Annotated in this window: 22 protein-coding genes; 18 read left to right on the forward strand and 4 right to left on the reverse strand. The window is 72.8% G+C overall.

The genetic code is table 11. The features are described from left to right. Position 1: 1 nt before the first annotated feature. From AW272_RS06455 to AW272_RS06525, 15 genes are read left to right on the forward strand one after another with little or no spacing between them, the layout of a single operon-like run. Positions 2-1,282: an MFS transporter gene (locus tag AW272_RS06455; protein WP_066361787.1), complete on the forward strand. Its 1,281-nt coding sequence runs from the start codon at positions 2-4 to the stop codon at positions 1,280-1,282. Then, complete coding sequence (locus tag AW272_RS06460) at positions 1,279-2,736, forward strand: argininosuccinate lyase (RefSeq protein ID WP_066361788.1); 1,458 nt, start codon at positions 1,279-1,281, stop codon at positions 2,734-2,736. The genes AW272_RS06455 and AW272_RS06460 overlap by 4 nt, the downstream gene beginning before the upstream one ends. Further along, positions 2,733-3,623, forward strand: a complete 891-nt coding sequence (locus AW272_RS06465) for a GHMP family kinase ATP-binding protein (protein ID WP_218010807.1) — start codon at positions 2,733-2,735, stop codon at positions 3,621-3,623. Before AW272_RS06460 ends, AW272_RS06465 begins: the two co-directional genes overlap by 4 nt. Continuing rightward, positions 3,613-5,844, forward strand: coding sequence for a pyridoxal-phosphate dependent enzyme (locus AW272_RS06470; protein WP_066361790.1), 2,232 nt, complete (start codon positions 3,613-3,615; stop codon positions 5,842-5,844). Before AW272_RS06465 ends, AW272_RS06470 begins: the two co-directional genes overlap by 11 nt. Beyond that, on the forward strand, positions 5,841-6,875 hold the full coding sequence (locus AW272_RS06475) for a GntG family PLP-dependent aldolase (protein WP_066361791.1): 1,035 nt from the start codon (positions 5,841-5,843) through the stop codon (positions 6,873-6,875). The genes AW272_RS06470 and AW272_RS06475 overlap by 4 nt, the downstream gene beginning before the upstream one ends. Continuing rightward, positions 6,872-7,057: an MbtH family protein gene (locus tag AW272_RS06480; protein WP_066361792.1), complete on the forward strand. Its 186-nt coding sequence runs from the start codon at positions 6,872-6,874 to the stop codon at positions 7,055-7,057. The genes AW272_RS06475 and AW272_RS06480 overlap by 4 nt, the downstream gene beginning before the upstream one ends. Continuing rightward, the gene (locus AW272_RS06485; RefSeq protein ID WP_066361793.1) at positions 7,054-8,169 is read left to right on the forward strand and encodes a beta-methylarginine biosynthesis bifunctional aminotransferase; all 1,116 of its coding nucleotides are present in this window, start codon (positions 7,054-7,056) and stop codon (positions 8,167-8,169) included. The genes AW272_RS06480 and AW272_RS06485 overlap by 4 nt, the downstream gene beginning before the upstream one ends. Beyond that, a complete protein-coding gene (locus tag AW272_RS06490) occupies positions 8,166-9,608 on the forward strand; it encodes an amino acid adenylation domain-containing protein (protein WP_066361795.1) in 1,443 nt (480 codons plus the stop codon). The genes AW272_RS06485 and AW272_RS06490 overlap by 4 nt, the downstream gene beginning before the upstream one ends. Positions 9,609-9,613: 5 nt before the next feature. Next, positions 9,614-9,865: a hypothetical protein gene (locus AW272_RS06495; RefSeq protein WP_157518404.1), complete on the forward strand. Its 252-nt coding sequence runs from the start codon at positions 9,614-9,616 to the stop codon at positions 9,863-9,865. Next, positions 9,862-14,901, forward strand: coding sequence for a non-ribosomal peptide synthetase (locus AW272_RS06500; protein WP_066361799.1), 5,040 nt, complete (start codon positions 9,862-9,864; stop codon positions 14,899-14,901). Before AW272_RS06495 ends, AW272_RS06500 begins: the two co-directional genes overlap by 4 nt. Beyond that, positions 14,898-16,352, forward strand: a complete 1,455-nt coding sequence (locus AW272_RS06505; protein WP_066361803.1) for an AMP-binding protein — start codon at positions 14,898-14,900, stop codon at positions 16,350-16,352. The genes AW272_RS06500 and AW272_RS06505 overlap by 4 nt, the downstream gene beginning before the upstream one ends. Before the next feature lie 3 nt (positions 16,353-16,355). After that, positions 16,356-19,688, forward strand: a complete 3,333-nt coding sequence (locus tag AW272_RS06510) for a non-ribosomal peptide synthetase (RefSeq protein WP_066361804.1) — start codon at positions 16,356-16,358, stop codon at positions 19,686-19,688. After that, entirely contained in the window at positions 19,685-20,179 is a 495-nt protein-coding gene (locus tag AW272_RS06515; protein WP_066361806.1) for an FBP domain-containing protein, read from the forward strand. Before AW272_RS06510 ends, AW272_RS06515 begins: the two co-directional genes overlap by 4 nt. Positions 20,180-20,190: 11 nt before the next feature. Further along, positions 20,191-20,853, forward strand: a complete 663-nt coding sequence (locus AW272_RS06520) for a DUF6875 domain-containing protein (RefSeq protein ID WP_157518406.1) — start codon at positions 20,191-20,193, stop codon at positions 20,851-20,853. A 4-nt stretch (positions 20,854-20,857) separates the two neighbouring features. Continuing rightward, the gene (locus AW272_RS06525; RefSeq protein ID WP_083958068.1) at positions 20,858-21,646 is read left to right on the forward strand and encodes a thioesterase II family protein; all 789 of its coding nucleotides are present in this window, start codon (positions 20,858-20,860) and stop codon (positions 21,644-21,646) included. On the opposite strand, the gene AW272_RS06530 is transcribed toward AW272_RS06525, so the two are convergent. Further along, positions 21,621-22,250 carry a class I SAM-dependent methyltransferase gene (locus AW272_RS06530; protein WP_083958069.1) on the reverse strand — a complete coding sequence of 210 codons (630 nt, stop codon included), beginning with the start codon at positions 22,248-22,250 and terminating at the stop codon, positions 21,621-21,623. The two genes, AW272_RS06525 and AW272_RS06530, sit on opposite strands and share 26 nt — an antisense overlap. Next, positions 22,247-23,179 (reverse strand): NAD(P)/FAD-dependent oxidoreductase, encoded by a 933-nt coding sequence (locus AW272_RS06535; RefSeq protein WP_066361809.1) that lies wholly within the window; start codon positions 23,177-23,179, stop codon positions 22,247-22,249. Before AW272_RS06535 ends, AW272_RS06530 begins: the two co-directional genes overlap by 4 nt. A gap of 69 nt (positions 23,180-23,248) precedes the next feature. Here AW272_RS06535 and AW272_RS06540 point away from each other — a divergent pair, with 69 nt between their 5' ends. Together AW272_RS06540 and AW272_RS06545 are read left to right on the forward strand one after the other, a co-directional pair. Continuing rightward, entirely contained in the window at positions 23,249-23,839 is a 591-nt protein-coding gene (locus tag AW272_RS06540; protein ID WP_066361811.1) for a helix-turn-helix domain-containing protein, read from the forward strand. Beyond that, positions 23,836-24,297 (forward strand): NUDIX domain-containing protein, encoded by a 462-nt coding sequence (locus AW272_RS06545; RefSeq protein WP_066361812.1) that lies wholly within the window; start codon positions 23,836-23,838, stop codon positions 24,295-24,297. The genes AW272_RS06540 and AW272_RS06545 overlap by 4 nt, the downstream gene beginning before the upstream one ends. Before the next feature lie 138 nt (positions 24,298-24,435). Here the strand turns inward: AW272_RS06545 and AW272_RS06550 are convergent, their stop codons facing one another. After that, positions 24,436-24,975, reverse strand: a complete 540-nt coding sequence (locus tag AW272_RS06550; RefSeq protein WP_066361816.1) for a hypothetical protein — start codon at positions 24,973-24,975, stop codon at positions 24,436-24,438. Further along, positions 24,972-25,361: a hypothetical protein gene (locus AW272_RS06555; RefSeq protein WP_066361820.1), complete on the reverse strand. Its 390-nt coding sequence runs from the start codon at positions 25,359-25,361 to the stop codon at positions 24,972-24,974. The genes AW272_RS06550 and AW272_RS06555 overlap by 4 nt, the downstream gene beginning before the upstream one ends. A gap of 189 nt (positions 25,362-25,550) precedes the next feature. Between AW272_RS06555 and AW272_RS06560 the strand changes: the two genes are divergently transcribed. Next, on the forward strand, positions 25,551-26,894 hold the full coding sequence (locus AW272_RS06560; RefSeq protein ID WP_174551797.1) for an AfsR/SARP family transcriptional regulator: 1,344 nt from the start codon (positions 25,551-25,553) through the stop codon (positions 26,892-26,894). Positions 26,895-26,914: the final 20 nt, after the last annotated feature.

Genomic DNA, 26,914 nt, shown 5'->3' on the forward strand with positions numbered 1-26,914 from the left:
CATGACATCGACCGGGCTGTGGCGGCAGCCGGACTTCCGCAACCTCTGGCTGGGGCAGACCTCGTCCATGTTCGCCGCGAACATGATCGCGGTGATGCTCCCGCTCCTGGCCACCCAGTTGCTCGACGCCTCGGTGTTCGAGGTCGGCGTGCTGGCGGCCGCGGGGCACTTACCCTATTTGCTGATCAGCCTGTTCGCCGGGGTGTGGCTCGATCGCCGGCCCAAGCGGCCGACCGTGGCCCTCGCCGACGCGCTGCGGGCCGTCCTGCTGGTCGCCATCCCGGTCGGATGGTGGCAGGAGTGGCTGAGCGTGCCGCTGCTGGCGGCGCTGGCGTTCCTCATCGGCGTGTGCAGCGTGGTGTCCGACATCGGCAGCGCCTCCCTGCTCCCGTTCCTGGTCGACCGCGACGACCTGATCGAGGGCAACAGCAAGCTGGAGCTGAGCGCGTCGGCCTCCAGCATCGGCGGGCACGCCATCGCCGGCGCGGCCTTCCAGTTCCTCACCGGGCCGGTCGCCATGGTGGTCAACTCGGTGCTGTTCGCGCTCTCCGCGCTGTTCACCGGGCTGATCAGGAAGAAGGAGGAGCCGGCCGAGGTCGAGGAGGGCCAGTCGATCTGGACGGACATGGCCGAGGGCATCCGGTTCGTGATCGGGCACGTGACGGTCCGCACGCTGATCCTCGCCACCCTGATCGTCAACTTCTTCACCGCGCTGGCCGAGCCCGCGTCCCTCACCTTCGTCACCAAGACGCTCGGCATCGCCCCCGTCTGGGTCGGCGTGATCTTCGCGTCCTCCGGGGCGGGCGCCCTGCTGGGCGCGATGCTGGCCGGGCCGATCAGCGCGCGCCTGCCGCTGGGCCGGCTGCTGATCCTCACCTCGGCGGTCGCCGCCCTCGCCTCGCTGCTCACGCCGCTGGCCACGTTCATGCCGGTGCCGGTCGCGGTCGCCCTGCTGGTCGTCATGTACACGGTCGACGCGGCCGTGATCGTCGTCTACAACATCAACGTCCGCGCCTACCGCGCGGCCATCACCCCCGACGCCTACCAGGGCCGCATGAACGCCGCCGCCCGGATGGCGGTGCTGAGCCTGGTGCCGGTCGGCGTCCTGCTCGGCGGCGGGCTGGGCATGCTCGTCGGGGTTCCGTGGGCGCTGGCCCTGGCCTCCCTCGGCATGTTCCTGTCCACCGTGGTGCTGGCCGCCTCCCACATCCGCCGGGTGGAGCGCATCCCCGACCTGGAGCCCCGGGAGCCCGTGGCCGACGTCGTCAGGGAGGAAGGGTGACCCCGCTGAGCGGCCGGGTCGTCGACGACCCGCACCAGCTCATCCGCGCCGAGGTGCTGGATCCCCAGTTCCGCTACGAGGCCGAGCACCTCCTGCCCTGGTACGTCGCCATCGAGAAGGCCCTGGCCGCCGAGTACGTCCGGATGGGCGTCATCAGTTCAGGCGACGCGAAGGAGATCGCCGCGGCACTCGACGCGATCACGCCCGCGGAGATCGAGTCGTGGCGGCAGCGCAGCCTCTCGGACATCGCCCTGGCCATGGAGCGTTTCGTGGCCGACAGGGTGCCCCGGCCCATTCCGGCCTGGCACGTCGACCGCAGCCGCAACGACCTCCAGGCCTGCGCGCAGCTCCTGGCGGGCAAGCGGTGGCTGTGCGACTTCGCCGCCGAACTGGAGTCGCTGACGGCGGCGATCCGCGCCTCGGCGACGGCCTCGGCGGAGCTGCCCATGCCGGGTTACACCCACTACCAGGCGGCCCAGATCATCACCCCGGGCTTCTACCTGGCGGCGCTGGCCGGCCGCCTGCAGCGCAGGTCCGCCCGGCTGCTGGCGCTGCTCGACGACATCGACGCCTGCCCGCTCGGCGCCGGCGCGATGTCGGGCCAGGAACTGGCCTGGGACCGTGACCGGCTGGCCGCCCTGCTCGGCTTCTCCCGGACCGAACCGGTCGCGCTCGACGCGGTCGCCTCACGCGAGTGGGCGGCCGAGGTCACGGCCGAGCTGAGCCTGGTCGGCGCCCTGCTCAGCCGGCTGTGCACCGACCTGCTGGTGTGGGGCGGCAGCGAACACGGCTTCTTCGACCTGCCGGACGCGCTGTCGGGCATCTCCGCGGCGATGCCGCAGAAGAAGAACCACCCGGTGCTGGAACGGATCCGCGGCCGGACCGCCCACCTGACCGCCTTCCACTTCGACGTGCTGCTCGGCCAGCGCAACACGCCCTACACGAACCTGGTCGAGGTCTCCAAGGAGAGCGGGGCCCATCTGCGCGCCGCGTTCGAGACCGGCTCTTCGGCCCTGCGGCTGCTGACGGTGGTGTTCGACGGGCTGACCTGGCGCGCCGACCGGTTGCGGCGGGCCTGCGAGGCGGAGTTCTTCGGCGGGTTCAGCCTGGCCAACCGGCTGACGCTGACCGCGGGGGTGCCGTGGCGCTCCGCCCAGGTGATCGCCGGAGCCTACGTGAAGCGGATGGTGGAGAAGGGGACCGCCCCCGGCGACGTCGACCCGGCGGCGCTGGCGGAGATCGCCGCCCGCCACGGTCACCCGCCGGCCGATCCCGACGGGCTGCTCGACGGGGTGTTCGACGTCGACGGGGCGCTGGCCCGGCTGAGCTCGGCCGGGTCGGCGCGTCCCGACCGGGTGGCGGAGGTCCTGGCCGTACAGGAGAAGGAGGCGCGGCGGCTCGGCGACGCCTGGCGGTCGCGGGCCCGGACGCTCGCCGGGGTGAGGGCGCGGTGACGCCCCCAGGACGCGGGCACGCGCGCGGCACCTTCGGCGAACTGCTGCAGGGGGTGCTCCCCGACGGCGGCCACTTCCTCGTGACGCTGCCCATCACGGCCGGGGTCACCGCGCACTTCCACCACGTCCCCGATGCCGACGACCTCACCGTCACCCCGGAGCACAAGCGCAAGTCGCTGGTCGTGGCCCGGCGGGCGCTGACCGCACTCGGCCGGCGCGGCGGCGGGCACCTGCGCCTCACCGGCGACCTGCCCGAGGGCAAGGGCATGGCCAGCTCGTCGGCCGACCTGGTGGCCACCGCGCGGGCGGTCGCCGCCTCGGTGAGCGGGGCCTTCGCGCCGGCCGAGGTCGAGGCGCTGCTGCGCGGCATCGAGCCGTCCGACGGCGTGATGTACGACGACGTCGTCGTCTTCCACCACCGGGAGGTGCGGCTGCACAGCAGGCTCGGCCACCTGCCCGACCTGGTGGTCGTCGGCTACGACGAGGGCGGCCAGGTCGACACGGTCGAGTACAACCGCAGGCTGCCGGCCGTCGGCCGGGCCGAACGCGTCGAATACGGGCACCTGCTCGACCGGCTGACCACGGCGGTGCGGGCCGCCGACGGGGCCGAGATCGGCCGGGTCGCGACCCGGAGCGCCGAACTGCACGCCGCGCACCGCGAACGGCGCGCCTTCGCGGCGGTCCGGCGGGCGGCCGACCTGGCCGGCGGCCTCGGCGTCGTCGCCGCGCACAGCGGGACCCTGCTGGGCGTGCTGCTCTCGGGGGACGACCCCGACCTCGACCAGAAGATCGCCGAGATCCGGCGGCAGTGCGCCGCGCTGGGCGGACCGCTCAGCGTGCACCGGGCCGTCACCCATCCCCGAGCGGAGGTCAACGGTGCTGCGTGAGCACATCCACGAGGTCATCGGCGACACCCCGCTGGTCCGGCTCCGCCTCGGCGGGCAGCCGGGACCGGCGGTGTACGCCAAGCTCGAACTGGCCAACCCGTACGGGATGAAGGACCGGGTGGCCAGGAACATCATCCGCTCCGCGCGGCGGGTCGGCGCGCTGGCCGAGGGCGCCCCGATCGTCGAGAGCTCCTCCGGGACCATGGCCCTGGGCGTGGCCCTGGTCGGCCGGTCGATGGGGCATCCGGTGCACATCGTCACCGATCCCCGGGTCGACCGGCTGACCCTGACCAAGCTGCGGTCGCTCGGCTGCGAGGTCCACGTCGTCGACCGGATGACCAGTCACGGCTGGCAGAGCGCCCGGCTGGAGCGGCTGGAGGAGCTGATGGCCGGCCTGCCGGGGGCGTTCTGGCCGCGCCAGTACAGCAACCCCGACAACCCGGGCGCCTACCGCGACCTGGCCGAGGAGATCCTCGCGGACCTCGGGCCGATCGACGTCCTGGTCGGCTCGACCGGGAGCGGGGGCTCCCTGTGCGGCACGGCCCGCCCATTGCGCACGGCGTGCCCGGGGCTGCGGGTGGTGGGCGTCGACTGCGTCGGCAGCGCGCTGTTCGGCCAGACCGACCGGGCCGGACGCCTGCAGAGCGGGCTGGGCAACAGCCTGCGCCCGCAGAACCTCGACCACACGCTGATCGACGAGGTGCACTGGCTCAACGACCACGAGGCGTTCGCCGCCACCCGGGAGCTCGCCGCCGAACAGCAGATCTTCGCGGGCAACACGTCCGGCTCGGTCTACCAGGTGCTCAAGGACGTGGCCGCCCGCGCCGAACCGGGCACCCGCATCGTCGGCATCTTCCCCGACCGGGGCGACCGGTACGTCGAGACCGTCTTCGACGACGACCACTGGGGCGAACACGACGTGGCCGCGCTCCCCCGGGCGGGGCGGGCGGCAGAGGTGGCGTACGGGACCGAGGTCCTCACCTGGTCGCGGGCCGACGCGAGCGCGATCCCGCGCGACCGGCGGCATCTGGTGTTCGTCGAGTCGAACACCACCGGGACCGGTATGCGGGCCCTGGACCTGGCCCGCGAGCTCGACGTCGAACCGGTGCTGCTCACCTCCCGTCCGGAGCGCTACCGGGGGCTGGCGGCCACCGGCGCCGAGGTGATCGTCTGCGACACCACCTCGCTGCCCGCGCTGCGCGAGGTGCTGCAGCGCCGTTTCCACCGCGCCGAGCTGGCGGGGGTGACCACCACCAGCGACTACTCCGTCCCGTTCGCCGCCGACCTGGCCGCCTGGCTGCACCTGCCCGGCAACTGCCCCGACGCCGTGGCGACCTGCCGGGACAAGGGGCGGCTGCGCGCGGCCCTCACCGAACTGGCGCACCCCCGCTGGACCCGCGTCACCGACCCGGGGCAGGTGGCCGCGGCGGTCGCGCACGCCGGGCTGCCGTGCGTGGTCAAGCCCGCCGACGAGTCGGGCTCCCAGGACGTCGTGCTGTGCTCCGGCGTCGAGGAGGCGATCGCGCACGCGGCGACCGTGCTGGCCAGGACCGAGAACGCCCGGGGGCTGCCGACGGCGGGGGCGGTCCTCGTGGAGGAGTACCTCGGCGGTCCCGAATACAGCGTCGAGATGTTCAGTCACGGCGGGCGGCACCACCTGGTCGGCGTCACCGCCAAGACCGTGGCCGGTCTGCCCTGGTTCGTCGAGACGCAGCACCTGTTCCCGGCGGCCGTCCCCGCGTCGGTGGAGCAGGTCGTCCGGGCGGCGCTGGAGGCCACCGGGTTCCGGCTCGGCGCCTCGCACACCGAGGTCAAGCTCACCGCGGGCGGGCCGGTGATCGTCGAGCTCAACGCCCGGCTGGCCGGCGGCATGATCCCCGAGCTGATCCGCCGCGTCACAGGTGTCGACCTGCTGCGCCAGCAGCTGCGCGCGGCCCTCGGCCTCGACCCCGAGCTGACGCCCGAGCGGCAGGAGCGCGGCGGCATCCGGTTCCTGCGGTCGGAGCAGGCGGGCCGACTGGTCCGCGTCGAGGGGGTGGAGCGGGCCGAGGCCGTGCCCGGCGTCGTGCTGGTCACCGTGACGGCCGAGCCCGGTTCCCTGATCGGGCCGCCGAAAGACGCGTACGGACGACTGGGCTACGTCGTCGCCACCGGCGACGAGACGGAGAAGGCCCTGGTCGCGGCTGAGAACGAGATCCGCTTCGTGGTGGAGGCCGAATGATCGAGATGCGAAGTGACACGTTCACCCAGCCGACCCCCGCCATGCGCCGGGCGATGGCGGACGCCGAGGTGGGCGACGACGTCTACGGGGAGGACCCGACCGTCAACGCCCTGGAGGAGCGCACCGCCGCCCTGCTCGGCAAGCAGCGGGCCTGCCTGATGCCCAGCGGGACGATGGCCAATCTGGCGTGCATCCTGGCCCACTGCCCGCGCGGCACGAAGGTCCTCGTGGGCGCGGAGACCGACATCTATCTGTACGAGGCCCACGGCGCCGCCGTCGTGGGAGGCGTCTCCTACGAGCCTCTCCCCAACGGGCCCGACGGCCGGATCGCCCTCGGCGCGCTGGCCGCCGCGTTCCCCGAGGAGGAGGGCGACCCCCAGTTCGCCGAGGTCGGCCTGATCTGCCTGGAGAACACCCACAACCGGTGCGGCGGCGTGGTCCTGCCGCCCGGCTACGCCCGGGAGGTGCGGGCGTTCGCCGACGAGCGGGGGGTGCCCGTGCACCTCGACGGCGCCCGGCTGTTCAACGCCGCCACGGCCATGGGGGTGTCCCCGGCGGCGGTGGCCGAGCACGCCGACTCGGTGCAGTTCTGCCTCTCCAAGGGGCTGGGCGCGCCGATCGGCTCCATGGTCGCCGGGGACGAGGCGTTCGTCGGCCGGGTCCGGCGGCTGCGCAAGATGCTCGGCGGCGGCATGCGGCAGGCGGGGATCGTCGCGGCGGCCGGGCTGGTCGCCCTCGACACGGCGGGGCGGCTGGCCGAAGACCACGAGCACGCCCGGCTGCTGGCCAAGGGCCTGGCCGACGTGCCCGGCGTGGAGATCGACCCGTCGGGCGTCCAGACCAACATCGTGCTGTTCCGGGTGGCCGGGCCCGCGCCGCCGGAGTTCGTCCGGCGCTGCCGGGACGGCGGCCTGGCCATCGGGGAGTTCGGCCACGGCCGGTTACGCGCGGTCACCCATCTGGGGGTCACCCGCCCGGACGTCGACACCGCGCTCGACATCATCCGCACGGCGATCGGGAGAGACAGATGACATACGAGGTCGTGGTGAACGACGAGGAGCAGTATTCGATCTGGCCGCACGAACGCGAGATGCCCGCCGGATGGCGGGCCGCCGGGTTCAGCGGCCCGCGCGAGGAGTGCCTGGACCACATCTCCCGGGTGTGGACCGACATGCGCCCGCTGAGCCTGCGGCGGAAACTGGGCCGGCCGTGATCGCCGAGATCTCCGCGCTGCAGCGACGGCTCGGCCACGCGGACGCCAACCCCGGACACGACTGGCTCAACCTGGTCGAGAACGTGCCCCAGTGGCCCGACCCGCCGGGCCTGCCCGCCGCCCCGGCCGGAACGCCGTTCGGGTACGCCCCCTCGCAGGGCCACCCCGCGCTCATCGAGGCCCTGGTCAAGCGGGAACGCACCGTCAGCGCCGCCGCGCACGTCGACGAGGCGAACGTGCTGGTCACCGCAGGCGGCATCCACGCGATCGGGCTGGTGCTGCGCGAACTGGCCGCCCTCGGCCACCACCGCGCCCTGCACGCCACGCCCGTCTTCATCGGCGTGCACGACCTCATGCGGGCCGCCGGGATGACCCCTCGGGCGCTCCCCCTCACCGGCACACCCGACGACCTGCCGCTGCTGCTCGCGCACGTCGACGGCCCGACCGTCGTCTACCTCAACCTTCCGCACAACCCGACCGGGGCCGTGCTCTCGCCCGGCCTGCTGCCGGTGCTGCGCGAACTGGCCGCCCACCCGGACGTCTTCGTCCTCTACGACGCGGTCTACGACTCCTTCGACTTCCGGTCCGCGCCCTGCCCGGCACCCGTCGACCTCGCCGTGTCCGGCCCGCGCATGGCGGTGGTGAACTCCGCGTCCAAGAGCCTGGGGCGTCCCGGTGAGCGGGTGGGCTGGGTGGTGGCCGCCGAGGGCGTGATCGCCGGGCTGGTGCCCCGGCTGGAGTGGGAGATCGTCTCGGTGAACGGCGCCGCCCAGCACGCGGTCGCCGCCGCGCTGACCGCCGGGAACGCTCCTCTGGTGGACGCGGTGCGCCGGGGGCGCGCGGCGTTCGCGCGGGCCGTGGCGGGCACCCGGCTCGACACGCCCCTGCCGCCCGGCGGCAGCCAGTTGTGGATGGACCTCGGCGTCGGCGACGTGGAGGCGTTCGCCGACTTCGCCCTGCACCGCCACCATCTGGTGCTCACCACCTCCGCCAACTACGCCCCGGCGCTGCCCGGCCACATCCGCTTCCCCACCGGCATGCCGGAGGAGCTGATCCGGCGCTCCCTGGCCGTGCTGGCCGACGCGCTCGACGACTGGGAGCGCCGATCATGAGGGAGTTCACGCCCGCCCACCGGCTGTTCGACGAGGTGGCGCGCCGGCACGCGGACGCCGTCGCGGTCGAGGCCCCGGACGGGGACCTGACCTTCGCCGAACTCGACGCCCGGTCCCGCGATCTGGCCACCCGGCTGCTCCGGCGCGGCGCGGGCGCCGAGACGGTGGTCGCGGTCGGCTGCGGCCGCACCACCGAACTGATCGTCGCGATGCTCGGCGTGCTGCGGGCGGGGGCCGCGTTCCTGCTGCTGGACACCGGCGAACCGGCCGCGCGGACCAAGGAGAAGCTGGCCCTCGCCGACGCCGCGTTCATGGTGGGCGGCGACGACGGCCACGGGCTGCCGTTGATCCCCGTCCAGGCGGCGGCCTCGGATCCCGGTGTGCTGCCCGAGGTGCATCCCCGTCAGCTCGCCTACGTCGTGTTCACCTCCGGCACCACGGGCGTGCCCAAGGGCGTGCTGATCGAACATCTCGGCCTGGCCGAGCACGTGCTGACCCAGCTCGCGCCCGTCTACCGGCGGGTCGGGCCCGACGGCACGCTCAGCGTCGGCGGCGGCGCGCCCGTGACCTTCGACTCCTTCATCGACCAGGTGCTGCCGACGCTGACGCTCGGGCACCGGCTCGTGCTGCTCGGCGAGATGGAGCGGCGCGACCCCGGCAGCTTCCTGTCCAGGAGGACCGACGTGGTCGACTGCTCCCCCTCCCAGCTCTCGCTCCTGGTGGAGTTCGGCCTGCTCGACGGGCCGCTCAGGCTGGCCGTCTTCGGCGGCGAGAAGCCGGGCCCGGAGATGTGGCGGGCCCTGCGCGCGGCTGCCGCCCAGGCGGTCAGCGTGTACGGAGCCACCGAGTGCTCCATCGGCTCGGTCGAGGCCAGCCCGCACGACAGCGACCGCGTCTGCCTGGGGGAAGCGGCCGGTTCGGCCACCCTCCACCTGCTCGGCGACGACCTGCGCCCGGCCGACGAGGGCGAGATCTACTTGGGCGGCCCGGGGGTCGGCCGGGGCTATCTCGGCGATCCACGGCAGACGGCGGAACGGTTCGTTCCCGACCCGTTCGGCGAGCCGGGATCGCGCATGTACCGCACCGGTGACCTGGGCCGCCGAGCCCCCGACGGGCTGCTGGAGTTCCAGGGCCGGGCCGACGACCAGGTCAAGATCAGCGGCTACCGCATCGAGCCAGGTGAGGTCGAGGCCGTGCTCGACACCCTGCCGGGGGTGCGGCGCTCGGCCGTGGTCCCGGCGGCCGTCCAAGGCCGGGTGGCCCATCTGGTCGCCTACGTCGAGACCTCGCCCGACTACGACGAGGCGGCCGTGCGGGCGGAGCTCGGCGCGCGGCTGCCGGGCTATCTGGTGCCCAAGCGGGTGGTGCCGATCGCGGCGCTGCCGCTGACGCCCAACGGAAAAGTCGACAGGAATCGTCTGCGGGGGATGCAGCAGTGAAGCGGATGACGCGACCCGTCCCGGTGATGGTCGGCGGCGACCTGCTCTACCGGGTCGAACGGCTCCACCACGTCCTGGTGACCTTCCCCGGGACCCGGGGCGGCACCACGCTCAGCGTCGCCCTCGACCCCGACCGGACCGTGGTCGCCGGGGGCACGCTCCACCTGGAGGGCTCGCTGACCCTCGACCGCCGGCCGGTCCGGTGCGTGGCCGACGTCGATCTGACCACCGGCACGGGTCTGGGGATGGTCGCATGAGCTCCCGGCAGGACCGGCTGCGGGAGATCATGGCCCGCCGCCGCGCCGAGGCCGCCGCGCCGGACCTCCGGCGGGTGGGGCCAGGCGAGACGGTGCCCGCCTCGTTCGCCCAGCGCCGGTTGATCTTCCTGGACACCCTCGGCGGCCCGTCCGCCGCCTACAACGTGCCACTCGTCTTCCGGCTGACCGGCCCGCTGCGGCCCGATCGGCTGCGCGCCGCGCTGCGCGCCGTCCACGACCGGCACGAGGCGCTGCGCACCCGCTTCACCCAGGCCGGCGACGGCGTGGTCGCCCAGACGCCGGGCCCACCCGGCGACCTGATCGAGGAGTCGGCGCGGTCCTGGGAACAGGCGGAAGAGCGGGCCGCGGAGCTGGCCGCGATCCCGTTCGACCTGGGCGGCGGCGAGCTGACGCGGCAGACCCTGATCAGGGTCGACGCCACGTCGCACCTGCTGGTGCTGGTCCTGCACCACGCCCTGTCCGACGGATGGTCCGAGCGCGTCCTGCTCGGCGAACTGGCCGCCGCCTACGCCGGGGAGTCGCTGCCGGAACCGGGCCCGCAGTACCGCGACCACACGGCGTGGGAGTACGAGACGTCCGCACGTGGCGGGTTCGAAGACGGCCTGGCCTACTGGTCGCGGACCCTCGCGGGGGCGCCCGCCGACCTCAGGCCGCCCGGCGACCGGCCCCGGCCCGCCCGGCCGTCCGGGCGCGGCGGCACCCTGGCGATGGAGCTGCCGGAGGTCGCCGTCGGGAACGCGACGTCGTTCATGGTCGCGCTCGCCGCGCTGGCGGTCCTCCTCCAGCGCTACACGGGCAGCCGTGACCAGGTCATCGGCGTCCCGGTCGCCAACAGGGAGCGGCCGGAGTTCGAGCGGACCGTCGGGCTGTTCGTCAACTCGGTCGCGCTGCGGGTGACGGTGGCCGGGACCGCGCGCTCCCTCACCGGCGAGGTCCGCGACGCGCTCCTGGCCGCCCAGGACCACCAGGCCGTGCCCTTCGACGCGGTGGTCGACCGGGTGAGCGCGGGCCGGGATCCCTCGGTCACGCCGCTGTTCCAGGTGATGGGCAACCTGGAGGCGCACCTGGAGCCGTTCGCGCTGGGCGACGTCGAGGCGGTGCCCGTGCCGGTCGAGACGCCCACCGCCAAGTTCGACCTGTCGCTGCACGTGGGCCCAGGGCGGGCGACCTTCGAATACGCCACCGACCTCTACGACCGGGCCACCGTCACCCGCCTCGCCGGCCACTACGTGTCGATCCTGCGGGCCTTCGCCGCCGGCCCCGACCTGCCGCTGGCCGAGCTGGCCCTCTGTCCGGGCGAGGAGCGGGTGGACCTCGCCGCCGCCCGCTCCTTCGTCCCCGGCGCGACCGGGGAGGAGTGCTTCCTGCTGGACGAGGACGGGCACGCCGTCCCGCCCGGCGTCGCCGGCGAGCTGTGCTTCGACGGCGTCGGCAGCGGTCATCTGGCCAGGCGGCTGACCGGCGGCGGCCTGGAGTACGCCGGGGCACGCGACCGGGCCGTAGTCCTGGACGGAGTCAGAATCGCCCCCGACCTCATCGAACGGGCCCTCACGGAACGGGTGCGCGAGGCCGCCGTCGTCGTCAGGGACGGCCGGTTGATCGCGTTCGTGGTCGGCGACGCCGATGTGGCCGGCTTCCTGGCCGGACGGTTCCCGCGCTCCTGGCTGCCTGCCGCGATCCATGTCGTGCCCGACCTCACCGATCTCACCGAGCCCCGGGCGCCGGAGGAGCCGTGGACGGACGCCGAACGGCGCGTCGCCGCCGTGTTCGCCGACGTCCTCGGCCGTCCCGTCGGGCGGCTCGACGATTTCTTCTCCGTCGGCGGCCACTCCCTGCTGGCCATCAAGGCGGTGGCGCGGCTGGGCGAGGGCGTCCCGCTGCGGCTGCTGTTCGAGGAGCCGACCGTCGCCGGGCTGACCCGGCGGCTGGAGACCCATACGGCGGGGCCCGCCCGGCGGATCGTCCCGTCCGGCCCCGGCGGGCCCGCGCCGCTGTCCATGAACCAGGAGCACATGTGGTTCATGGAGCAGTTACGCCCCGGCGACCCGCTCTACACGATCACCCAGGAGTTCGACCTCGACGGCCCGGTCGACGTGCCCGCCCTGCGCGCCGCGCTCGCCGAGGTCGTGGCCGTCCACGACGTGCTGCGCGGCCGGATCGAGGTGGTCGACGGGGTGCCGGTGCAAGTGCCGGTCGAGGTCACCGAGGCCGACCTGTGGGACTCCGGCCGCCCGATCGACCTGGCCACCGGGCCGATGGTGAAGGCCGAGCTGGCAGGCACGCGGCTGCGCCTGCACGTCCACCACATCGCCTTCGACGAGTGGTCGGCGCCGGTGCTCTACCGCGACCTGGCCCTGGCCTACGAGGGCAAGCGACTGGCCCGGCCCGCCGTGCAGTACGCCGACTTCGCCCGCTGGCAGCGCGAGACCTACACCCCCGAACGGCGGGACGCAGACCTCGGTTACTGGCGTGACCGGCTGGCCGGTGCGCCGACCCTGCTGCACCTGCCCCAGGACCGGGCGCGCCCGGCCGTGCGCTCCTACCGGGGCGGGACGTGGCGGCACGTGATCGGCCCCGGCCTGGCCACGCGGCTGGCCGGGCTCGCGGCGGCCGAGGGCGCGACGCTCTACATGACCCTGCTGGCGGCGTTCTCCGCCGTGCTGCACCGCTACTCGCGCGAACACGACCTGCTCGTGGGCACCGGCGTCACCAACCGCGACTCCACCGAGGTCGAGCAGCAGATCGGCTACTTCCTGAACGTGCTGGTCGCCCGCTCGACGGTCACCGGCTCGACGACGTTCCGCGACCACCTGCGCGCGACCCGCCGCCACGTCCTCGACGGCTACGCCCACCGCGACCTGCCGTTCGCCAAACTGGTCGAGCATCTGGTGCCCGAGCGGTCGGCCACCCACAGCCCGCTCGTCCAGGTCGTCTTCACCATGCAGGACGAGGCCGCCCCCGAGCTGACCCTGCCCGGCACGGTCGTCCGCCCGGTGCCCCCGGGTGACGCGCCGCTCGACATGGACCTGCTGCTGTCGGTGCGCAAGGTCGCCGCCGGGCTGGAGGTGCGGGTCGACTTCAACCACGACGTCTTCGACGCGGAGACGGCCCGGCGGCTGGCCGCCCACCTGGAGACCCTGCTGGCGTCGGCGGCCGACGACCCCGACGGCCTCCTGCTGCGGCTGCCCATGGTCGGCCCGGCCGAGCGGGCCGAGCTGATCGCACTGGCCGAGGGCACCGACCGGGCGCCCCACGACGTCGCGCTCGTCCACCAGTTGTTCGAGCGGCAGGCGGCGCGCACCCCCGACGCCATCGCACTCGTGCACCGCGACGAGCAGCTCACCTACGCGCGGCTGGACGGCGAGGCCAACGCGCTCGCCCACCGCCTGCGCGAACTGGGCGTCGGCGCGGAGCGCGTCGTCGGGATCGTCGCCGAGCGGTCGCCCGAGACCTTCGTCTCGGTGCTCGCCGTGCTCAAGGCGGGCGGCGCGTTCCTGCCGCTCGACCCGGTCCAGCCGCCGCTGCGGCTGCGGCACATGCTGACCGGGAGCGGCGCGGTCGCCGTGCTCTCGGCGACCGAGCTGGACGGCGTCGCCGTCGTCGATCCGCGCGGCCTGGAACCCCGCGCCGACGCGCCGCCGTGCGACGCCCACCCCGAGAGCCTGGCCTACGTCCACTACACCTCGGGCTCCACCGGCCTACCCAAGGGCGTGGCGCACAGCCACGCAGCGATGGCGGCCCTCATGGGGTGGGACGGCGAGGACATCCCGGTCAGGCCGGGCGGGTCGGTCCTCCAGTACAACGCGCTCACGTTCGACCCCTCGTTCCTGGAGATGTTCTCCGCCTGGCAGGCCGGGGCCCGGCTGATCGTGCTGGACTCCGACGAGGCCCGCAAGGACGCGGGGGCCGTGCTCGACCTGCTCGAACGCGAGCAGGTCGAACGGTGGGGCGCCGCCTACTCGGGGGTGCTCAACGTGGTGACCTGGGCGCGGGAGCAGGGGCGGCCCCGGCGGCTCGCGCTGCGGTCGCTGATCTCGGGCGGCGAGACCCTGCGCGTCACCTCCGACCTGGCGACGTGGTTCGCCGGCCTGCCCGGCTGCCGCCTGATCAACCACTACGGCCCGACCGAGGTGAACACCGCGAGCAGCCACGTCATGGACGAGATCAGCGAGGGCCAGGCCCCACCGATCGGCCGGCCCGGCTACCGCACCCGCTTCTACCTCCTCGACGAGCACGGCGACCTCGCGCCCTCGGGCGTGCCCGGCGAGCTGTACATCGGGGGCGCGCACCTCGGCCGGGGGTACGTCGCCCGGCCCGACCTGACCGCCGACCGGTTCCTGCCCGACCCGTTCAGCGACGAGGCGGGGACCCGGCTCTACCGGACCGGCGACGTGGCCCGGCTGCGTACCGACGGGGAGCTGGAGTTCCTCGGCCGGGCCGACGCCCAGCTCAAGCTGCGCGGCTACCGGATCGAGCCGGAGGAGGTGGAGGCGTGCCTGGCCGAGGGGCCGGGCGTGGCCGAGGCCGCCGTCACCGTGGCGGGCCAGGCGCTGGTCGCCTGCCTGGTGGTCGACGACGGCTACGACCTCGACACGCTGCGCGACGCGCTCGCCCGGCACCTGCCCGACTACATGATCCCCGGCCGCTTCACGGTCGTGTCGGCGCTGCCTACGACGTCCAGCGGGAAGCTCGACCGGTCGGCGCTGGCCGAGCTCGCCGGGCCGGGCGACGCCGAGGCGTTCACCGCCCCGAAGGGTGAGCTGGAGCAGCGGATGGCCGGGCTGTGGGAGGGCGTGCTCGGCGCCGGGGCGGTCGGCCGCGACGACGACTTCTTCGCGCTCGGCGGGCACTCGCTGCTGGCCACCCGGCTGGTCGCCCAGGCGCGGTCCGAGTTCGGCCGGGAGGTCTCGGTCGGCGACCTGTTCGACGCGCCCACCGTGGCCCGCTTCGCCGCCGCCGTCGCCGCGGCTCCGGCGGAAGGTCCCGCCGTGGTGCGCAGGAGGGCACGCTCATGACGGTCACGACGATGTACGACTGGTTCGCCCGCTCGGCCGCCCGGTTCCCCGGGGAGACCGCGCTGGAGGTCGCGGACGACCGGCTCACCTACGCCGAGCTGGCCACTCTGTCCGACCGGTGCGCCGCCCGCATCCTGGAAGCGTGCGGCGGCGTGCCGCCCCGCCGGGTAGGGCTGCTGTGCGGCCGGTCGGTGCCCGCCTACGCGGGCTACCTGGCGATTCTTCGGCTGGGGGCGACCCCCGTACCGCTGAACCCGGCTTTCCCCGAGGAGCGCAACCGGACCATCGCCGCGCAGGCGGAACTCGACCTGATCGTGGACGACGACCTGACCAGCGGCCTGGGCGCGGCCGACCTGCCCGACGGGCTGCGGGCCGCCCCCGACGACGTGGCCTACCTGCTGTTCACCTCCGGGTCCACCGGCACGCCGAAGGGGGTGCCGCTGCTGCACCGCAACGTCGTGCCGTTCGTCCACTACCTGATCGGCCGCTACCCGGCCGGGCCGGGGGCCCGGCTCTCCCAGGCGGCGGAGCTGACCTTCGACCCGTCGGTGCACGACATGTTCCTGGCCTGGGGCACGGGCGCGGCGCTGGTCGTGCCGACCCGCGGCGAGCTGCTCGAACCGGTGGAGTTCGTCCGGCGGACGCGGCTCACGCACTGGTATTCGGTGCCCTCGGTCATCTCCTCCGCCGACCGGCTGGGCACGCTCCGGCCCGGGGCCATGCCGACGCTGCGGTTCAGCATGTTCGCCGGGGAGCCGCTGATGCTGGCCCAGGCCCGCGCGTGGCGGAGGGCCGCGCCGGACAGCGAGATCGACAACATCTACGGGCCGACCGAGCTGGCCGCCTGCTGCGACTTCCGGCTCGACCGGGATCCGGAGAAGTGGCCGGTCACGGGCAACGGCACGGTGCCGATCGGGCTGCCGTACACGGGGATGGAGTATCTGCTGCGCGACGGCGAGCTGTGCATGCGCGGGACCCAGCGCTTCCCCGGATACCTCGATCCGGCCGCCAACACCGACCGGTTCGTCGCCGGCGGCCGGATCTGGCGGGAGGCGGCCCCGCCGCCCGCCGACGCCTGGTACCGGACCGGTGACCTGGTGTCCGAGCACGACGGGGCGCTGGTCCATCTGGGGCGGCTGGACCACCAGGTCAAGGTGCGCGGGCAGCGGGTCGAGATCGGCGAGATCGAGGCCGCGCTGCGGCGGGTGCCGGGGGTCCGCGACGCCGTCGTGGGGGCCCACGACGACGGCGAGTCGGGCCTGGAACTGCGGGCGGCCTACACCGGGCTGCCGCACCGGCCCGACGACCTGGCCGCGACGCTGGCGCGCACGCTGCCCGCCTTCATGGTCCCCGCGCTGGTGGAGCACTTCGACGAACTGCCCCTGACCTTCAACGGCAAGATCGACCGCTCGATCGTCACCGCCGTGTTGTTCGACCGAGCAGAGAGCTGACCCATGTCCCAGATGTCCAAGACCGTGACGGACCGGCTGGTCACGTTGTTCCGTGAGGTGACCGGCGAGGACGCCCTCGGCGCCGACGACGACTTCTTCTCGTACGGAGACTCGATCCTGGCCGCCCGGCTCATCATGCGCGTCCGGGCCGAGTTCGACCGGGACGCGCCGCTGAGCTCGATCTTCGAGGGGCGCACGCCGGCCGGGCTGGCCCGGCTGCTCACCGGGGGCGCCGAACGGCTCGCGCCCATCCCTCCGGCCCGGCGGCCGGCCCGCCTGTCGTTCGCCCAGGAACGCCTGTGGTTCCTGCACCAGCTCGACCCCGGCGACCCGGCGTACAACGAACCGCTGGTCTACCGGGTGCGGGGCGAGCTCGACCTGTGGGCGCTGCGCTGGGCGCTGCGCCGCGTGGTCACCCGGCACGAGGCGCTGCGCACCGACCTGGTGCTGGAGGGCGACGTCCCCGTGCAGCGGGTGCGGGCCGAGTTCGAGGTGGAGTTCGAGGAGGAACCCGGTTTCTCCCTGGAACGGCTGGTCGCCGAGATCCGCCGCCCGTTCGATCTGGGCGACTCTCCCCTGGTGCGCGGCCGCGCCTTCCGGGTGGCCGAACGGGAGTGGGTGCTCCTGTTCACCCTCCACCACGCCGTCACCGACGGCTGGGCCAACATGGTGTTCCTGCGCGAGCTGAGCACCGGCTACCGCCTGGCGGTCACCGGCGCGGCCGACGCGGAGCCGCCGCTCGCCGCCCAGTTCTCCGACGTCGCCGCCTGGGAGCGGCAGGCCGTCGGCGAGACGGGCGGCGACCGGCTGGAGCAGTGGGCCGAGATCCTGCGCGGCGTGCCGGGCACCCCCGCGCTGCGGCCCGACCGGCCGCGCCGCCCCGAACCCACCTACGCGGGCGACGAGGTGCTGTTCGACCTGGAGCCGCGGCTGGCCGAGGCCGCCCGCGCGCTGGGCGTCTCGACCTTCACCTTCACCCTCGCCGTCTTCACCGCCGTGCTGCACCGCTGGACCGCCGAGAACGACCTGGTCGTGGGCATCCCGTCGGCCAACCGCCCGCACCCCGACGCCGAGTCCATGATCGGCTTCTTCGTCAACACCCTGCCGATCCGGTCCCGGTACGACCCCGCCGAGCCGTTCACCGTCTTCCTGAACCGGGTCGACGCCGCCGTCCGGCGGGCGACGGCCCTGGAGGACGTGCCGTTCGAGCAGATCATCCGCACGCTCGGCAGCGGCGGCTTCCTGCCGCTCGTCCAGGTGATGTTCGCCTTCCAGAACACCTTCGACCGGCGCTTCGCCCTGGAGGGCCTGGACGTCGAGCTCGAGCACACCCACAACCGCGCCGCCCGCTTCGACCTGACGGTGTTCGTCACGCAGGCCCCCACCGGGGTGCTCGAATGCGAACTGGAGTACAACACCGACCTGTTCGACCGGCGGACCGCCGAAAGGTTCGTCGCCGCCCACCGGACCGTCCTCGACGGCGTGCTCGCCGACCCGGGCCGGCCCGTCGGCGACTACGACCTGCTCCCGGCCGGTGAACGCGACCGCCTGCGCGGCTGGAACCAGACGCGGACCGCCTTCCCCGACGTCCCGCTGCACACCCTGATCGAGGCGCGCGCCGACGAGCGGCCGGGCGCGGTCGCGGTCGCCTGCGACGACGGCGAGATCACCTACGCCGAGCTCGACCAGCGGGCCAACCACCTCGCGCACCGCCTGCGCGCCCTCGGCGTCGGCCCCGACGCGGTCGTCGCCGTCTGCCTGGACCGCTCGATCGATCTGGTCGCCGGACTGCTGGCGGTGCTCAAGGCGGGCGGCGCCTACCTGCCGCTCGACCCCGCCACCCCACGCCTGCGCCTGGACGCCATCGCCGAGGGCGCGGGCGCCCGGTGGTGCCTGACCTCCTCGGCGCAGCGTGCGGCCGCGCCGCAGGTCGAGCACGTGCTGTGCCTGGACACGCTCAGGGGCCTGGCCACCGCCCGCCCGGAGGTCCCCGTCGAACCCGGGCACCTGGTCTCGCTCTACTCCACCTCCGGCTCGACCGGGACGCCCAAGGCCGTGGCCAGCACCCACCGGGGCTGGGCCAACCGCATGGCGTTCATGCAGCGCCACCACGGCCTGCGGCCGGGCGAGACGGTGCTGCACAAGACGACGCTGACGTTCGACGACTCGGCGCTGGAACTCTTCTGGCCGCTGATCGAAGGCGGGCGGATCTGGCTGATCGCCCCCGACCTGCACCGCGACCCGCGCGCCGTCCTCGACGCGGCCGCGCGCAGCCGCACCGTCCACCTCCAGGTCGTGCCGAGCATGCTCGCGATGATCGTCGACGCCCTCGACGAGGAGAGCGCCGCCGGGCTGGACGCGCTGCGCACCGTGGTCTCCAGCGGCGAGGCGCTCTCGGGCGACCTCGCCCGCCGCTTCCACGAGGCGCTGCCGGGCGTCCGGCTGGACAACACCTGGGGCGCCACCGAGGTGTCGATCGACTCCACCACCCACACCGCCGTCCCGGCCGACTTCGAGGAGACGGGCGCGGTCAGCCTGGGCCACCCCTTCGACAACAACGAGATCCACGTGCTCGACGAGACGCTGGCCGAGGTCCCCGTCGGCGTCACCGGCGACCTGTACATCGCGGGCACGGGCCTGGCCCGGGGGTACGCCGGAGATCCCGCCAAGACGGCCGCCGCCTTCCTGCCGCACCCGTTCCGGCCCGGCGAGCGGATCTATCGCACGGGCGACCGGGGCCACCGCCGCGAGGACGGCTCGCTGATGTTCGCCGGCCGGACCGACCACCAGGTGAAGATCCGCGGCATGCGGGTGGAGCTGGGCGAGATCGAGGCCGTGCTGTCCGGGCACCCGGGCGTCGGCGAGGCCGTGGCGGTGGTGTCATCGGGCCGGGTGATCGGCTACGTGACCGGCGACGCCGACCCGGACCTGATACGGCAGCGGTGCGCCGACTGGCTGCCGTCCCACATGCGCCCGGTGGCCGTGCTGGTGCTCGACCGGCTCCCGCTCACGCCGAACGGGAAGGTCGACCGCTCGGCGCTGCCCTCCCCCGACATGGCCGCCGAGGCCGACGCCGAACCGCCCCGCGGACCCGTGGAGGAGCTGCTCGCCGGGGTCTGGGCCGAGGTGCTCGGCGTCGACCGGGTCGGCGCCGGCAGCCAGTTCTTCGAGCTGGGCGGCCACTCGCTGGCCGCCGCCCAGATGGTCAACCGGCTGCGACGGGAGTTGGGCCTGCAGGTGCCCGTCCGGTCCGTCTTCCTGCGCCCGGTCCTGCGTGACCTGGCGGCCGAGGTGGAGGACCTGCTGCTGGAGACCGGCGACGAGGTCCCCGCATGATCCCGCTCACGCCCGGCCAGATCCGCGGCTCGTTCGTCAACCTCTCGCGGCGGCAGGCCAAGGAACTGTCCGTCCCCCAGCTCGAGGAGGTCGCGTGGGACACCCTCGACTTCTTCGCCTGGCGGCACGGGCGCGCCGCCGACCGCTCCTATCTCGTGACCGAACACGGCGACCGGCTCGTCAGCCTGGCCCTGCGCACCAGCGAGAAGAAGGGCCTCACGCCGCGCAGCGGGATGTGCGGCGTCTGCTGCACGGTCCAGGAGGGCGGCAACTTCGGCCTGTTCGTCGCCAGCCGCGCCGGTTCCTCCGGCCGCGCGGGCAACTCCGTCGGCATCTACCTGTGCGGAGACCTCGACTGCTCCCTGTACGTCCGCGGGATCAAACCCCGCCTCACCCGCAAGCAGATGGGCGAGACGCTGCCGCAACGCGACCGGGTCGCCCGCCTGCAGCTCAACCTCGCCGAATTCATCGACAAGGTCCTCGAAGAGTGAAGGGGGATCCCGTGCCACTGATCGCGGATTCGCTGATCGACGCCGGCCGGGCCCATACCCTGTTCGACCGTTTCCCCGGCTACGCCGCCGCCCTCGACTGGGTGCGCGACTTCGTCGGCCGGCGCGATCCCCGCATCATGCGCCCCGGAGCGGTGTGCCCCAGGGTGGGCAACGCCTTACGCACCAACATGGTCCGGCTGGTCAGCGCGCACACACCGGCGTCGTCGCTGGAGGAGGCGAAGGAGACCGGCCTGGCGCTGATCGACCTGTTCCACCACCAGTTCCGCACGCCCCAGGAGCACCGCGCCGGCGCGCTGCTCTGCCTGTTCCCCGAACTCGACCCCGAGCGGGCCGGCGGGTTCATCGACGAGGGCCACCGGCTGCTGCGGATGGACTTCGTCCGCCGTGGCCTCATGCTGGGCGAGTTCCATCCGGAGAGCCGGGTCGCCAGCGTCCACAACCCCGATTTCGTCGTCATGCGCTCGCCCGTGCCCATGTTCGCCGTGCGCGCGCTCAGCCTGCACGACCTGCTCTTCCTCGACACGCCGGCCCACCCGGCCGCGGTCAGGGCCGAATACCTCACGTGGTACCTGCACTACCTCGACAACCAGCTCGGCGAGGAGTCCCGGCGCCGGGTCGCCGCCCGCCTCGACGCGCTCTCCCCGGAAAGGTGATCACGTGCTGGACACCGTCGTCGTCCGCAGGCGCGTCGACCCCGGCGCCCGCCTGCGCCTGATCTGCCTGGGCTTCTGCGGCGGCGGGGCCGCGTCCTACCTGCACTGGGACCCGGTCATGCCGCCCGGGGTGGAGCTGGCCTCGGTCTGCTACCCGGGCCGCGAGGGCCGCTTCACCGCCGACTACGCACGGGACTGGACCGAACTGTCGGACGACGCCCTGGCCGCCGTCCGATCCGCCGCCGACCTGCCCTTCGTCCTGTACGGCCACAGCATGGGCGGCTGGATGGCCTTCGAGGTCGCCGCCCGCCTGGAACGGGAGGGCGGCCCGCTCCCCGAGGCGGTGGCCGTGTCGTCGGTCAACGCCCCCAGCCGGGGCCTCACCGAACGCGACAAGTACCCCTCGCAACACGACAGCGACGAGCGGCTCATCGCCTGGATCAGAACCCACGGCGTGGCCGCCGAACACATCCTGGGCGACCCCGACCTGCGGGAACTGGCTCTGGAGCTGATGCGCGCCGACCTGATCGTCCGCGACACCTTCTTCCACCGGCCCGGCACCCGTCTCGGCGTGCCGCTGCAGGTCTTCACGGGGGTGGCGGACAAGGTGGTGGTCCCGGAGGCCAGAGCCCAGTGGAGCGAGCTGACGACCGGGGCCTTCCGCTACGACGAACTGCCCGGGGGCCACTTCTTCACGCCGGAGGTCTGGCGGGATCTGCCCGGCCACATCGCGGCACTGTCGGATCTCACCGGCGCGCCCGCCGACCTCATGGCGCGCCGGTCGCGATCCTGACCGCCGCCATCACGCGGTCGTCCAGGACCGTCTCGCTCCCGTCGAACGTCGCCATGACCACACGCTGCTCGGCCTTGAGCGGGATCGGCCGCCATTCCGCCGGGTCGAGCACGGCCAGGATGTCGAAGTGGTCGACGACCAGCAGGGTGCCGCCGGGGCGGACGGCCGCCGCGAGGGCGGGGATGATGTCGTCCAGGGCGTGGACGTAATTGGTGCAGACCAGGTCGTAGCTGCCGGCGGGGGCGGCCCAGGTGGTGAGGTCGGCCTGCTGCCAGGTGATCCGCCCGGCGACCTCGGCGGTTTCCTTCGCCGCGAAGGCGCGGGCGTGGTCGAGCGCGACCGAGGAGATGTCGACGGCCGTCACGTCCCAGCCGTTCTGGGCCAGCCAGACGGCCTCGGCTCCGGCGCCGCAGCCGGCGTCCAGCACCCGCCCCGGCGTCAGGCCCGCCGCGATGGTCATCAGGTAGGGGTTGGGGTCGTGGTGCAGGGCGGCGTGGTGGGCGTTCTCGTACTTGTTCTCCCAGAAGTCCCGGTCGAAGACCTCGTCGTGGTCGGGGTGCTGCGTGCCGTGGTGCGCGCCGTGGCCATGGGTGTGCTCGGTCATGCTGCTGCCTCCAGTACTGCCTGACGGGTCTCTTCCGCGATCAGATCGGCGTTGATACGTGCTCCGGCCATCGCCCCGGCCGCCGCCGAGGAGCCCACCTGGGCCATCAGGTCGGTGGCGTTGCCGGCCACCCACACGCCCGGCACCTCGGTCTGGCCGTCGGGCTGGGCGGGGATGTGCTCGCCCACCCCCATGGGGTGCTCCACGGCCTTGAGGCCGAGCGGTTCCAGGAACGACGTCCGGGCCACCAGCCGGGTCGCGATGGCCACCGCGTCGCGGGGCACCACGGTGCCGTCCTTCAGACGGACGCCGGTGATCCGATCGTCGGCGATCTCCAGGGCCTCGACCTCGCCGGGGACGACCCGGACCCCGAGGGCCCTCAGCTCAAGCGCCTGCTCCTCGGAGGGAAGGCCGGTGGTGTGGGTGAACAGAACCACGTCATCGCTGAGCTGGCGGAACAGCATCACCTGGTGGATCGCCATCGGGCTCGTCGCCAGGACGCCGATCGCCCGGTCCCGGACCTCCCACCCGTGGCAGTAGGGGCAGTGCACGGCGTCCCGGCCCCAGCGTTCCCGCAGGCCCGCGATCTCGGGGAGGACGTCCACCAGGCCGGTCGTCACCAGCAGACGGCGGGCGCCGACGCGCCGTCCGTCGGCCAGGGTGACGGTGAATCCCGGTTCCACGCCGACGACCGAGCCGGTGGCGATGTGGCCGCCGTACGACTCGACCTCGGCTCGTCCTCTGGCCAGGAGTTGCGCGGGGGAGGCGCCGTCGTGGGCGAACAGGCCGTGGACCTGCGCCGCGGGCGCGTTGCGGGGCTCGCCCGCGTCGATGACCAGGACCGATCGGCGGGACCGGGCCAGCATGAGAGCTCCGTTGAGCCCGGCCGGGCCACCGCCGATCACCACTACGTCGTAGGTGTCGTTCATGGGTCCAATGTGCGGCGGAGCGCGGCGTAAGTGCAAACCTTGTTGCCGATCTGGCAAACTCTAAGGGTGATGGACGACATCGACCAAGCCCTCGACGCGGTCGGGCCCCGGTTGCGGGCGCTGCGCCGGGACCGCGAGACGACCCTGTCGGCGCTGTCCGAGGCGACCGGGATCTCGGTCAGCACGCTGTCCCGGCTGGAGTCGGGCGCGCGGCGGCCCACGCTCGAACAACTGCTGCCGCTGGCCCGCGCCCACGGCGTCACCCTCGACGAACTCGTCGACGCCCCGGCGACCGGCGACCCGCGGATTCATCTCCGCCCGACGATCCGCAACGGGATGACCATGCTGCCGCTGACCAGGCGGGCGGGCGGGCTGCAAGCGTACAAACTGGTTCTGGCCCCCGGAGCCCGGGGCGACGTACCCGAATTGAAGACGCACGAGGGGTACGAGTGGCTGTACATCCTCAACGGACGACTGCGCGTCATCCTCGGCGAACATGACGTGATCATGGAACCGGGGGAAGCCGCGGAGTTCGACACCCGGGTCCCCCACTGGTTCGGGGTGGTCGGCGACCAACCGGTCGAGTTCCTGAGCCTGTTCGGCAGCCAGGGCGAGCGCATGCATCTGCGGGCCCGCCCGAAACGGAAGGAGACGTCATGAGAGCACTGGCCGCGAAACTCTGGAAGTCGCTACGGGGACCTCTCCAGTGGCGGCTGCTGTGGTTCTCCCAGGCGAAGTTCATGGTCGGCGTCGTGGGCGTGATCCGCGACGACGACGGCCGGGTCCTCCTCCTCAAGCACCGGTTCTGGCCCGAAGGCCGCCAGTGGGGGCTGCCGACCGGCTACGCCAAACGCGGCGAGACCTTCGAGGACACCGTCGTGCGCGAGGTCATGGAGGAGACCGGGCTGAAGGCGCAGGTCAACCGGCTGGTACAAGTGGAGAGCGGCTTCCGGCTGCGGGCGGAGGTGGCCTACGAGGGCGAGTTGCTCGGCGGCATGCTGGCCCTCGACCCGACCGAGATCCTGGAAGCGGGCTGGTTCCCGGCGGGTAACCTCCCGGCCGAGACCATGCCGGGCCACTGCCAGTTGGTGGCGGCGACTACCCGCAAACGCGACTGAACAGTGATGCTCGCAGTGGACAGGGCACCCTGCCCGTCTTGACGGTCGGCACGCCGCGGATCGATTCTCCGGCGGCGTGGTTCCTAGGGTGCCTGATCCTGTGGGCGGTCTTCTTCCCGCTCTACCCGACGGAGACGGCTAGGAGTTCCTGACCATCCGCTCGCCGCCCAGCGAGAGCAGCAGGAACATGTCGAATGCGTGGACGTCAGACTCGTCCATGCGGCGGATCGCCTCGATGGCCACCTTCGCTCTGGTCACATGCTGGAGAGTCTCCACACGGACCGCCTCATATTCGGGGTCGTAGTCCGCGGCGTGCCGGAGTTGCTGGAGCTTAGTGAAGGACGCGGAGAGTAAGGCCAGGTCAGGGCCGTTGACGCTGAGCAGTCGCGTCACCGCCTCGGGCGCGCTTTTCCTCTTCGCGATCGCCTCCACCCACAGGGCGGTCTGACGGAAGTTGCCGTGCGCGTACCACCGGCTGATGGTGTGCCGGTGATCGTCTCGGCCGTTCCCCACCACGCGCCGCGCGCCCTGGCCGACGAGTTCGTGGAAGACCGCGTAGTACGCGGTCGAGGTCGCCCGGCGCAGATGTGCGGCCCGTGGGCCCCCGGGACCGCCGGCCCGGCCCGCGATCTGGCGGGCGAGGTGCAGGTATTCCTCGGCCTTGAAGATGCGCTTCACGCGTCCTCCGTCCCGGACAGCAGCCGACCGAGGTGTTCGGTGAAGGCGATGCCCTCTTCATCGTCGTCGTAGTCGGGTTCGACGCGGTCCCTGTCCGCCCAATCCCGGGGAGAGTAGTACCTGGCGTAGACGGAGTGGTCCAGGCCGTGTTCGAACGCCAGCCTGTCGCAGTTCATGTCCAGGGCGTGACACATCATGGGGTCCCAGCCGTCCTCGCCCTCGGCCTCGCCGTCCATGACGATGTAGGCCCACAGCGCGTCCTCGCCCTCGGAGTCCACCATGGGCTCCAATGTGACCTGGCGGATCCCCAGGTCACCGGGGATCTCGGACGTGCGGATGGCCTCGGCCAGTTCGGTCAGGGTCTCCGACCACTTGTCTGCGCTCATGACGCGCATTGTTCTCGATGGCATACGTCTAGTAGACCATCGGCAGGGTCTTCTTGTCATTCATATGCATTTATTTGATCACCATCGCGGCCGCGCTTCCATTGAAGTGATCGGAATTTCCGATATGTATGGCTATTATGGATTTCCCCGAACCGGGGCCACTGGGACCGTTTTGCGCTGGAGAGGTAATTGGCGCGTATCCAGGTCGGGGTCTTGGGACCCACGATCTTTCGGCGTGACGAGGACGACGTCCACCTGAAGCCGTACACGATCAAGCTGCTGCTGCGGCTGGTCGCGGCGGAGGGGGAATCCGTATCGGCCGAGGATTTATATCGGGACATTTGGGGCGAGCCCGTAAATGGACGAATAACTCGCGCTAATCGGACAGAGGTCCAAAAACGCATCGTCGAGCTTCGCAAGGTCCTGCCCGGCGACCACGCGCTCCGCACCGAGCAATTGCTCGCGAGGCACGGTTCGGAATCGGCCTATCGGCTCATATTGGACGTCGAGCAGCTCGACTGGCTGGAATTCGCCGATCTTGTCAATCGGGCCGCGTACGCGGCTCCGGCGATGGCCGCCGCGCTGCTCACCAAGGCGCTGGGCCTTTGGCGTGGCCGGCCGCTCTCGGACATCCCGGACGCGACGTTCGCCCGGCGGCTGTCCCGGCGGCTCACCGAGCAGTACACCTTCGCGCAGCGGGAGCTGATCCGGGCCCATCTGGAGCTCGGGCACCCCGACCTCGCGCTCCCGATCGCCGAGCACCTGTCCGCCGAGCGTCCGGACGACCCGGCGGCGGCCAAGAGCCTGGCGGCGGTCCGGGCCGCCCTGCGGGAGCGCAGCGGGCACGTCCTGCTGCGGCGCGAGTTCAGCGGGCTGCGGGTCACGCTGCTGATCCAGCACGGCGACCTGTTCGACCAGAACGACGCCAACCTCGTGGTGGGCTTCAGCGACACCTTCGACACCTCCACCGAGAACGACGTGGTCATCGCCAACCACAGCGTGCAGGGGCAACTGCTGCACCGGATCTACGCGGGTGATCGCGGGGAGCTCGACCGGCAGCTGAAGAACGCGCTGCGCGGCGTCGAGCGCCTCGCCCGGGAGGAGCGTCAGGACAAGCTGCGCGGCAAGCTGATCCGCTATCCGATCGGCACCGTCGTGCCGCTCCCGCTGCCCGGCCGCCGGATCTTCGCCCTCGCCTACAGCAGGCAGAGCAATGACCTCGTCGCCCGGTCGACCCCCGCGGACCTACGGCGCGGGCTCGACTCGCTGTGGGCCTCGGCCGCCGTGCACGGGCTGCACCGGCCGGTGGCGATCCCGATCATCGGCTCCGGCCTGGCCCGGGTGACGGAACTGTCCAGGGAACAGCTGATCATCATGATCGTGGACACCTTCCTCGCCGCCTGCCGCAAACGCCCCACCAGCCCGGAACTGCGGATCGTCGTGCGTACCGAGGAGCAGTCGAAACTTCGGATGGACGATGTGGAACGTTTCATCGAGACACTCGGCAACGACGGCCGAGGACCGCATGCCTGACGACATCATCCGGGCGGAGG

It is taken from the genome of Herbidospora mongoliensis (assembly GCF_001570545.1).
GTDB classification, from domain to species: Bacteria; Actinomycetota; Actinomycetes; order Streptosporangiales; family Streptosporangiaceae; genus Herbidospora; species Herbidospora mongoliensis.

What these genes read in the sequence shown, in the direction of transcription:
- AW272_RS06535 (WP_066361809.1), bottom strand. Translation starts at nt 23,179, where the DNA reads ATGAACGACACCTACGACGTAGTGGTGATCGGCGGTGGCCCGGCCGGG.
- AW272_RS06475 (WP_066361791.1), top strand. Translation starts at nt 5,841, where the DNA reads ATGATCGAGATGCGAAGTGACACGTTCACCCAGCCGACCCCCGCCATG.
- AW272_RS06545 (WP_066361812.1), top strand. Translation starts at nt 23,836, where the DNA reads ATGAGAGCACTGGCCGCGAAACTCTGGAAGTCGCTACGGGGACCTCTC.
- AW272_RS06490 (WP_066361795.1), top strand. Translation starts at nt 8,166, where the DNA reads ATGAGGGAGTTCACGCCCGCCCACCGGCTGTTCGACGAGGTGGCGCGC.
- AW272_RS06495 (WP_157518404.1), top strand. Translation starts at nt 9,614, where the DNA reads ATGACGCGACCCGTCCCGGTGATGGTCGGCGGCGACCTGCTCTACCGG.
- AW272_RS06510 (WP_066361804.1), top strand. Translation starts at nt 16,356, where the DNA reads ATGTCCCAGATGTCCAAGACCGTGACGGACCGGCTGGTCACGTTGTTC.
- AW272_RS06455 (WP_066361787.1), top strand. Translation starts at nt 2, where the DNA reads ATGACATCGACCGGGCTGTGGCGGCAGCCGGACTTCCGCAACCTCTGG.
- AW272_RS06555 (WP_066361820.1), bottom strand. Translation starts at nt 25,361, where the DNA reads ATGAGCGCAGACAAGTGGTCGGAGACCCTGACCGAACTGGCCGAGGCC.
- AW272_RS06500 (WP_066361799.1), top strand. Translation starts at nt 9,862, where the DNA reads ATGAGCTCCCGGCAGGACCGGCTGCGGGAGATCATGGCCCGCCGCCGC.
- AW272_RS06540 (WP_066361811.1), top strand. Translation starts at nt 23,249, where the DNA reads ATGGACGACATCGACCAAGCCCTCGACGCGGTCGGGCCCCGGTTGCGG.
- AW272_RS06505 (WP_066361803.1), top strand. Translation starts at nt 14,898, where the DNA reads ATGACGGTCACGACGATGTACGACTGGTTCGCCCGCTCGGCCGCCCGG.
- AW272_RS06530 (WP_083958069.1), bottom strand. Translation starts at nt 22,250, where the DNA reads ATGACCGAGCACACCCATGGCCACGGCGCGCACCACGGCACGCAGCAC.
- AW272_RS06515 (WP_066361806.1), top strand. Translation starts at nt 19,685, where the DNA reads ATGATCCCGCTCACGCCCGGCCAGATCCGCGGCTCGTTCGTCAACCTC.
- AW272_RS06480 (WP_066361792.1), top strand. Translation starts at nt 6,872, where the DNA reads ATGACATACGAGGTCGTGGTGAACGACGAGGAGCAGTATTCGATCTGG.